We start from the raw sequence: 8594 nt of genomic DNA, 5'->3' as shown, positions 1-8594 counted from the left end.
GTACGAGTGGTGGGAATCTCCCGAGGTTCATACGCTGGCTCTGACCATCGGCCGCTACCTGCTGATAGCGCTGGGGATCCTGCTGGGCTACCTGCTGGTACTGCGTCCGCTCATCAAGCGTCATACGCAACAGCCCGTACTGGCAAGCGCACCGGGCACCGGCCTGCAGGTTCGCCTGGGTGACGACGGTGAACCGGCCGAAGGTGAGCTGCAGGCGGCAGGTGAAGACGACGACCTTCAGCCGTACCAGAAGCCGAAGCGCAAGCGCCGCTCTTCCGCCTACGAAGACCATCTCGCCGACCTGCGCGAATTGGCTCAGGAAGATCCCCGCATGATTGCCATGATCGTTCGCAGCTGGATGAGCAAGAATGACTAGTGCCAAGACCATTACCGGCCTGCGCCGCAGCGCCATCCTGATGCTGGCCTTGGATGAGGACAGCGCAGCAGAGGTGTTCAAGTTTCTGAGTCCCAAAGAGATTCAGCAGCTGAGCATGGAAATGTCCGAGATGGCACAGGTATCCCACGAGGACATGCAGCAGGTGCTGCTGGAGTTCCACCGTGAGACCGAAGAGTTCATCGCGCTGAACCTTAACTCCAGCGATCATATCCGTTCGGTGCTGACCAAGGCTTTGGGCAGCGAGCGCGCTACCAGCCTGATCGAGGACATCCTGGAGTCTACCGGCTCCAGCAGCGGTATCGACTCGCTGAACCTGATGGAAGCCTCGATGGTGGCCGAGCTGATCCGCGATGAGCACCCACAGATCATCGCCACGATCCTGGTCCATCTGGAGCGTCATCAGGCCGCCGATATTCTGGAGCTATTCGACGACAAGCTGCGCAACGACGTGGTCCTGCGTATCGCTACCTTCAGCGGTGTGCAGCCCGCAGCGCTGCAGGAACTGACCGAAGTCCTTTCGGGAATGCTCGATGGCCAGAACCTCAAGCGCAGCAAGATGGGCGGCGTGAGAACTGCCGCCGAGATCCTCAACCTGATGAATTCTTCGCTGGAAGAGACAGCCATCGAGACGGTGCGCGCTCACAGCGAAGACCTGGCCCAGAAGATCATCGACGAGATGTTCCTGTTCGAGAACCTCATGGACCTGGACGACCGCAGCATCCAGCTGGTGCTCAAGGAGATCGACACCAATTCACTGGTGGTGGCACTCAAGGGCGCCCCCGAGGCCCTCATGGAGAAATTCCTGCGCAACATGTCGCGGCGGGCCGCCGATCTCATGCGCGAGGACATGGAAGCCCGTGGGCCGATTCGCGTCTCCCAGGTGGAGGCCGAACAGAAATCCGTGCTTCAGGTGGTGCGTCGACTGGCAGACTCCGGCGAGATCGTGTTGAGCGGTGGAGACGACACCTATGTCTGAGCGCTCCTCCGGTTCTTCCGAACGCCATGCCCCCTGGCGGCGGTGGCAGATGGGCGAACTGGAGTCCGAGCGCACCGAAGAAGGCCAGCGCCCGGCCCAGGACCCCGTCGTGGAAGCCAGGCGCCGCGAAGCTTTCCAGCGCCAGGCGGAGCTGAAGGCGCTGCGCGAGAAGGTCATGCAGGAAGCCCGTGATGAAGGTTATCGGGCGGGCTTCGAAGAGGGACGCCAAGCAGGCCATGCCCAAGGGCTGGAAGAGGGTCGCGCCGAGGCAGAGGTTGAGTTGAAGCGCAAGATCGGCGAAATCGCCGCTCCCCTCAAGCCTCTCGCCGAGCAGTTCAATACCGCGCTCGAACTGCTTGACGAAGAAGTTGCCAACGACCTGGTCGAGCTGGCCCTCGCCACAGGCCACCAGTTGGCCGGTGAAGCCCTGAAGGCGCGTCCACGCCAGGTGCTCGAGCTGATCAAGGGGCTGCTGCACACGGAACCCCCCTTACTGGGGCAACAGCGTCTGTGGTTGCACCCGCTCGATCACAAGCTGGTCGAGGAGCACCTGGGAGCCGAACTGGGAGCGGCAGGCTGGAAACTGCAGCCCGACGCCCAGCTCACACGCGGTGGCTGCCGGGTCACCAGCGCCAATGGCGAACTGGACGCGACCTGGGAAAGCCGCTGGCAAGCGGTGAGAGCACAAATCAGGCGACGCCGCTCGACTAACGCAGACGGCAATGACGAAGAGTAGAGACCGGGAAATGACTGAAGCGGCAGCACCGACCACCAATACGCATCACGCACGCTGGCAGCAGACGCTGCGACACGTGCGTGCGCGCGTGGAAACGGTGCCTGGCTATCGCAACAGCGGCCGCGTACTGCGCGCCACCGGCATGGTGATCGAAGCGGTTGGCCTGCGCGTTGCACTGGGCAATGCCTGTCGCATCGAACTGTTGGCTCCGGGTGGCAACGAACCGCCTCGTTTCGCAGAAGCGGAGGTGGTCGGTTTCAACGGCGAACGACTGCTGTTGATGCCGCTGACCGAGATTACCGGACTGATGCCTGGTGCTCGCGTATTTCCGCTGGGCGACGGCCCGGACCATGCCGCACGTCGCTTCCCGCTGGGAGAAACGCTGCTGGGACGCGTCGTCGATGGCAACGGCGAGCCCCTTGATGGGCTGGGACCGCTGGACGAAGCGCCGCGCGCCCCGCTGACCACCCCTCCGCTCAATCCACTCAAGCGCGCTCCGATCGACGAGCAGATCGACGTGGGCATTCGCGCCATCAATGCGCTGCTCAGCGTCGGGCGCGGCCAGCGCATGGGGCTCTTCGCAGGTTCCGGCGTCGGAAAATCGGTTCTGCTGGGCATGATGGCCCGCTATACCGGCGCCGAGGTCATCGTGGTAGGCCTTATCGGCGAACGGGGTCGTGAAGTCCAGGATTTCATCGACAACATCCTCGGACCCGAAGGCCGGCGACGGGCCGTGGTGGTGGCTGCACCCGCCGATACCTCACCCTTGCAGCGCCTGCAAGGGGCCGCTTATGCCACGCGTCTGGCCGAAGGCTTCCGCGATCAGGGCAAGAACGTGCTGCTGATCATGGACTCTCTGACCCGCTACGCCATGGCGCAGCGCGAAATCGCCCTGGCCATCGGTGAACCACCGGCCACCAAGGGCTATCCGCCTTCGGTATTCGCCAAGATCCCGAGCCTGGTGGAACGTGCCGGCAACGCCGAGCGCGGCCGCGGTTCGATCACGGCTTTTTATACGGTATTGACCGAAGGCGACGATCAGCAGGACCCCATTGCCGATTCGGCGCGCGCCATCCTCGATGGCCACATCGTGCTATCGCGCACCCTGGCCGAAGCCGGTCACTACCCGGCCATCGATATCGAGGCCTCGATCAGCCGCGTGATGACCCACATCATCGACGACCAGCAGCTGAGCATGACTCAAGGGTTCAAGCGCCTGTTCTCACGCTACCAGCGCAATCGCGACCTGATCAGCGTGGGGGCCTACAGCCCGGGTCACGACCCCCAACTGGACGAAGCCGTACAGCGTTACCCGCAGCTGGAGCACTTTCTCCAGCAGGGCATGAACGAGAACGCCTCGATCGAGGCTTCCAGACAGGTTCTGGCCGAGACACTAGGAGTCAGACAATGAGTGCATCGTCACAACTTGCCATGCTGAGCGACCTTGCCCGTGATGCCCGCGATCAAGCGGGTCAGCTACTGGCGGGCGAGCGTCAGAACGAACGCCAGGTCGCCGCCCAGCTCGAGTCGCTCAATCGTTATCGGCTCGAATATGCCGAGCGCTTGCAGCAGGCCATGCACGAAGGTATCGACCCGGCCAGCATGCACAATTATCAACAGTTTCTGGCCTCTCTGGATGCCGCCCTGCAGAGGGCGAGGCAGGCCTTGGATGCCCAGCAGCAGCGCGTACAGCAAAGCCAGCAGCATTGGCAGCAGGAACAGAAACGGCTTTCCGCCTTCGATACGCTGGTATCGCGGCGCGATGCCGAACGGCAGCGCCAGGAGGCACGCCGCGACCAACGTACCAGTGACGAGATGGCAGCCGGACGGCTACTACGCCAACGTACCGACAACTCATTGTGAGCCGGTGAGGAAAAATTAATGAATATTCAGATGTTGCTGTCCGCTCTGCCCAACCAGCTCTCCGGCAAACCAGACGCCGGCGCCGCTCCGGGTCATTTCGCCATGGCGATGAACCAGGCGAACGGTATCTCTCAACTCGGCGGCAGCGCCCTGCCCGCCCAGCCGCTCGACATGATGCAGGATGGTCTGCCTCCGACCATGGCGGCGCATCAGGCACTGCTGCAAGCGCTGCATGCCAATGTCGAGCATGGCGTCGACGGCGAGAGCGCCCAGGCCGAAATCCAGGCGCAGCTCAATGAGATCATGGCGCGCCTTTCCCTCATCGACTCAAGCTTCTCCCTGGAGCATGAAGCCGACGCTAACGTCGCATCAGTGCCCCTGACCGATACCGACCTGAAGATCTTGAGTGACACCAAAGCCGCAGAAGATGCCGAGCTACACGCATCCGCTCTGGTGGCCGCTGCCGTGGCAGCGCCGGGGAATAGCGGTGAAATGCGTATGCCGCACACCGATGCCGCGCCCCTCGCCACTGCCGGCCAGACCGCAGGAGCCCAGAACCAAGCCGCTTTGTCGACCGCACTGCCCCAGACCAACATGGCTGCCGAGCGGGGAATCGCCGAGACTGCCGAGCCCCCGACTCGCTCTACTCAAGCAGCGGATTTCGGCGCGGCCTTGGCTCGTGCGCCCCAGCCCAACGGCGAATTGCGCACACTGACTCAGGAAGCGCCCCGCGTTGGCTTCGTGCCGGAAACCACGCCCATGGCACAGACCGCTACAGGCGCTGCTACTCACGTCAATCCCGCACTGCCGACTGGCATGCCCAGCCAAGCCAGCCTCAGCGCACCGGTGCATAGCCCCGCCTGGTCCGGCCAACTGGGTCAGCAGATGGTGCAGTTCGCACGGCTCGGGGGTGAACAGCAAGTCGAAATGCGCTTGAACCCCGCCGAGCTGGGTCCGCTCTCCATCACGCTCAAGATGACCGAACAGGGTGCTCAGGCCCAGTTCCTGGCCGCACATGCCCAAGTTCGTCAGGTGCTGGAACAGGCCATTCCCCAGCTTCGCGAGGCTCTGGCTGAGCAAGGTATTACGCTGGGTGAAACATCGGTAGGCGAGCAGCGTCGCCAGGATGCTCAGGCCTTCGCCAACGGTAACGGCGGAAAAGGCCAGGCTGGCGCCGATTCGAACAAGAGTGACGACGCGCTGGTAGCCGACGAGGGTGCCACTAATGTCAGCGCCGTAACGCTACCGCTGGATGGACGCGTCAACCTGTACGCCTGAGACAAAAAGCCAAGATAAGCCCATTCGCACGGCTTGTTCCTGTCATCACCGGCCGTGCAGACAGGCATAATTCTTCCAATAGCTGGTCAACATACGAAAGGCAAGGCAATGGCAAAATCGACGGGTGGCTCCTCCAAGCTCCTGTGGTTGATGATACTGCTGGTACTGCTCTCTACGGCAGCGGCAGGAGCAGCCATCTACATGGTAATGAGCGAACGCGACGGTAGCGGCGAAGGCAATGCCCAGACGCAGCAGCTTCAGCGTCAGGCCCCGATCTTCGTCAAGATCGATCCTTTTACGGTCAATCTTGCCGACGACAACTTTGGCTCGCGGCTACTCTACACCGGTATTTCGCTGAAGGTCGGCAACAACGAGACGCGCGAGATACTCACCGAACATATGCCCCAGGTACGCAGTCGCCTGCTGATGCTGTTCTCAGGCAAACAGGCGAATGAGCTGACCACACCGGAAGGCAAGCGTCGCCTCGGCGAAGAAGTCATCGCCGTACTGTCTGAGCCGCTATCCCAGCCTCAGCCGTCCCTGGAGATCCGGGACGTGCTGTTCACCGAGTTCATCGTGCAATAACCGGGTGCCCTTGCCACCATGTCCCAAGACGATCTGCTGTCACAGGATGAGATAGACGCCCTTCTCAAGGGCGTCAGCGGCGACGACGAGCCCGTTGCTCGAAACGACGGTGAAACCCGCGTACGTCCGTATGACCCAGCGACCCAGCACCGCGTCATCCGCGAGCGCTTGCAGGCGCTGGATATCATCAATGAGCGCTTTGCACGTCACTTTCGCATGGGGCTGTTCAACTTGCTGCGGCGCAGTGCCGATATCACCATCGATTCGGTGCGCTATCTGAGCTACAGCGAGTTTTCGCGTAATGTGCCGGTGCCGACCAATATCAACATCATCGGCATGAAGCCGCTGCGTGGCTCAGCGCTGATCGTATTTCCGCCGAACCTGGTGTTCATGGTGGTCGACAATCTGTTCGGTGGCGACGGGCGCTTCCTGACAAAATCGGAAGGTCGCGAATTCACCAATACCGAACAGCGCATCATTCAGCGCCTGCTGAATCTTGCCATCGAAGCCTACGAAGAGTCGTGGAAATCCGTCTTCCCACTGCAGATCAGTTACCTGCGATCCGAAATGCAGTCGAAGTTCGCCAATATCACCAACTCTCCCAACGAGATCGTGGTGAATACGAACTTCAACATCGAGGTGGGCAATCTGACCAGCAGCTTTCAGATCTGCATACCGTATTCAATGGTCGAACCGCTGCGCGATCTGTTGGCCAATCCGCTGAGCGATGGCCACCATGACCAGGACGGCTCCTGGACCAAGCGCATGGCCGGCGAACTCCGCCGCTCCGAAGTGGAGTTGATCGCCAATTTTGCCGATATTCCTACCCGAATCGCCCATGTGATGGCGCTGAAGGTTGGCGACGTACTACCGCTGGAACTTCCCGATACCGTTACTGCCAGCGTCGACGGCGTGCCCGTCATGGAGTGCGATTACGGTAGCCAGCACGAGCAGCGCGCGCTGCGTGTCATCCGCATCATCGATCATGGTGCACAGAACCCGGTGTCGAAGGACGCCTTCATCAAGGGCGCAGCGCCTCAAGCCAAGGACTCAAAGCATGACTGATCCCAAGAAACCCGATCAGAACGTTTCCGACGACGACTGGGCCTCCGCCATGTCCGAACAGGATGATACCAAACCCGCCGACGACGATCCCTGGGCCGAAGCCATGGCCGAGCAGGAAGCGGCCGAGGCGTCCGGCAGCACTAAGGACGATGATCCCTGGGCCGACGCCTTGGCCGAACAGGAAGCGTTCGAGACGTCCGCCGAAGAGGCACCGGTAGCCAGTGCTCCCGCTTCCGCTCCCAAGTCGGCCGGTGACCGGGTATTCCGGCCACTCGACAAGGGCAAGGAGGGCGGCGTGACTCGCGATCTCGAGATGATCATGGACATCCCGGTCAAGCTGACCGTGGAGCTGGGCCGCACCAAGTTGACCATCAAGCAGCTGCTTGAGCTCACCCAGGGCTCGGTGGTGGAACTCGATGGACTCGCCGGCGAGCCGATGGACATTCTGATCAACGGTTACTTGATCGCCCAGGGCGAAGTGGTCGTGGTAGACGACAAGTACGGTATCCGCATCACCGAGATCATCACTCCCTCAGAGCGGGTGCAAAAGCTCAACCGATGAGTAATACGCCTTCTCCCGATACCGGCACCGGGCTCGAAACCCTGGCCGTAGGTGGCGATGCCCTGGTAGGCATGGCCACCTTCGGCAAGACCGTCGCTGCCCTGGCGCTGGTGATTGCGATCATCCTGGTTTGCACCGCCCTTCTGAAACGCTGGAATCCTCAACAGCGAGCAGCAGGCGGGCATCTGCAAGTGATCGGCAGTGCCGCGGTCGGCACACGCGAGCGTGTGGTGATCGTCGACATACAAGGCACCTGGCTGGTTCTCGGGGTTGGCGGCGGTCAAGTCAACAAACTGCATGAGCTGCCAGCGCCCGTGCCGGTGCGAAACGAGACTACCGAGCCTGCCACCGAAGGGGAACGCTTTGCCGTCCGCTTCGCCCGCGCCCTCAAGCAGAATGCCGGCCTGGGTGGTTCCGGGCGAGGAAGACCATGACTCATCGGCTTTTCACGCTGCGCTCGCTGTGCCTGGTTACTCTACTTGCCGTTGCTCTCCTACCACTGGGAGCGCATGCCCAGCAGATACCCGGTATCGTCAGCCAGCCTCTGGACGGCGGCGGTCAGCAGTGGTCGATCCAGCTACAAACACTGCTGCTGCTCAGCTCACTGGCCTTCCTGCCGGCAGCTCTGCTGATGATGACCAGCTTTACGCGCATCATCATCGTGCTCAGCCTGCTGCGTACTGCCATCGGCACCCAGTCCACGCCGCCCAACCAAGTGATGCTCGGCCTCGCCCTGTTTCTTACCTTCTTCGTGATGTCACCGGTCATCGGCATGGTCTATGACACCGCCTGGGTACCGCTGACCGCCGAGGAGATCAACTTCGAGGAATTTTTGCTGCTGGCCCAGGAGCCATTCCGCGAGTTCATGCTGGCCCAGACCCGCGAACCCGACTTGGCACTGTTTGCACGTCTGGCAGATGTCGGTCCAATGCAAGGTCCTGAAGACGTCCCCCTACGGATTCTGGTACCGGCATTCGTCACCAGTGAGCTCAAGACGGCTTTCCAGATCGGCTTCACCATCTTCATTCCGTTTTTGATCATCGATCTGGTGGTTGCCAGTACGTTGATGTCGCTGGGCATGATGATGGTGCCACCGGCCACCATCTCGCTGCCGTTCAAGCTGATGCTGTTC

Annotated in this window: 10 protein-coding genes and 1 pseudogene; all 11 read left to right on the top strand. The window is 61.6% G+C overall.

Features of this window, described 5'->3' with window-relative positions; translation table 11 throughout:
* Positions 1-376, top strand: a pseudogene (locus tag AC2VNO_RS19530) (flagellar basal-body MS-ring/collar protein FliF); the annotation flags it as partial.
* The gene (fliG, locus tag AC2VNO_RS19525) at positions 369-1373 is read left to right on the top strand and encodes a flagellar motor switch protein FliG (protein WP_228577886.1); all 1005 of its coding nucleotides are present in this window, start codon (positions 369-371) and stop codon (positions 1371-1373) included. The pseudogene AC2VNO_RS19530 and the gene fliG, both read left to right, overlap by 8 nt.
* Complete coding sequence (locus AC2VNO_RS19520; protein ID WP_486935690.1) at positions 1366-2109, top strand: flagellar assembly protein FliH; 744 nt, start codon at positions 1366-1368, stop codon at positions 2107-2109. Before fliG ends, AC2VNO_RS19520 begins: the two co-directional genes overlap by 8 nt.
* A 10-nt stretch (positions 2110-2119) precedes the next feature.
* Positions 2120-3520 (top strand): flagellar protein export ATPase FliI, encoded by a 1401-nt coding sequence (fliI, locus tag AC2VNO_RS19515; RefSeq protein ID WP_486935689.1) that lies wholly within the window; start codon positions 2120-2122, stop codon positions 3518-3520.
* The gene (fliJ, locus tag AC2VNO_RS19510) at positions 3517-3972 is read left to right on the top strand and encodes a flagellar export protein FliJ (RefSeq protein WP_486935688.1); all 456 of its coding nucleotides are present in this window, start codon (positions 3517-3519) and stop codon (positions 3970-3972) included. Before fliI ends, fliJ begins: the two co-directional genes overlap by 4 nt.
* Before the next feature lie 18 nt (positions 3973-3990).
* Complete coding sequence (locus AC2VNO_RS19505; protein ID WP_486935687.1) at positions 3991-5250, top strand: flagellar hook-length control protein FliK; 1260 nt, start codon at positions 3991-3993, stop codon at positions 5248-5250.
* Positions 5251-5358: 108 nt separating this feature from the next.
* Positions 5359-5835, top strand: a complete 477-nt coding sequence (gene fliL, locus AC2VNO_RS19500; protein ID WP_486935686.1) for a flagellar basal body-associated protein FliL — start codon at positions 5359-5361, stop codon at positions 5833-5835.
* 18 nt (positions 5836-5853) lie between these two features.
* The gene (gene fliM, locus AC2VNO_RS19495) at positions 5854-6900 is read left to right on the top strand and encodes a flagellar motor switch protein FliM (RefSeq protein WP_486935685.1); all 1047 of its coding nucleotides are present in this window, start codon (positions 5854-5856) and stop codon (positions 6898-6900) included.
* Positions 6893-7462: a flagellar motor switch protein FliN gene (gene fliN, locus AC2VNO_RS19490; RefSeq protein ID WP_486935684.1), complete on the top strand. Its 570-nt coding sequence runs from the start codon at positions 6893-6895 to the stop codon at positions 7460-7462. Before fliM ends, fliN begins: the two co-directional genes overlap by 8 nt.
* Positions 7459-7896: a flagellar biosynthetic protein FliO gene (gene fliO / locus AC2VNO_RS19485; RefSeq protein ID WP_486935683.1), complete on the top strand. Its 438-nt coding sequence runs from the start codon at positions 7459-7461 to the stop codon at positions 7894-7896. Before fliN ends, fliO begins: the two co-directional genes overlap by 4 nt.
* The coding region (fliP, locus tag AC2VNO_RS19480) for a flagellar type III secretion system pore protein FliP (RefSeq protein WP_486935682.1) at positions 7893-8594 on the top strand (702 nt) is incomplete at its 3' end. The genes fliO and fliP, both read left to right, overlap by 4 nt.

It is taken from the genome of Halomonas sp. TH-94 (assembly GCF_057473365.1).
The sequence above is the reverse complement of the archived record's forward strand: the minus strand, read 5'-3'. Positions and strand labels throughout refer to the sequence as shown.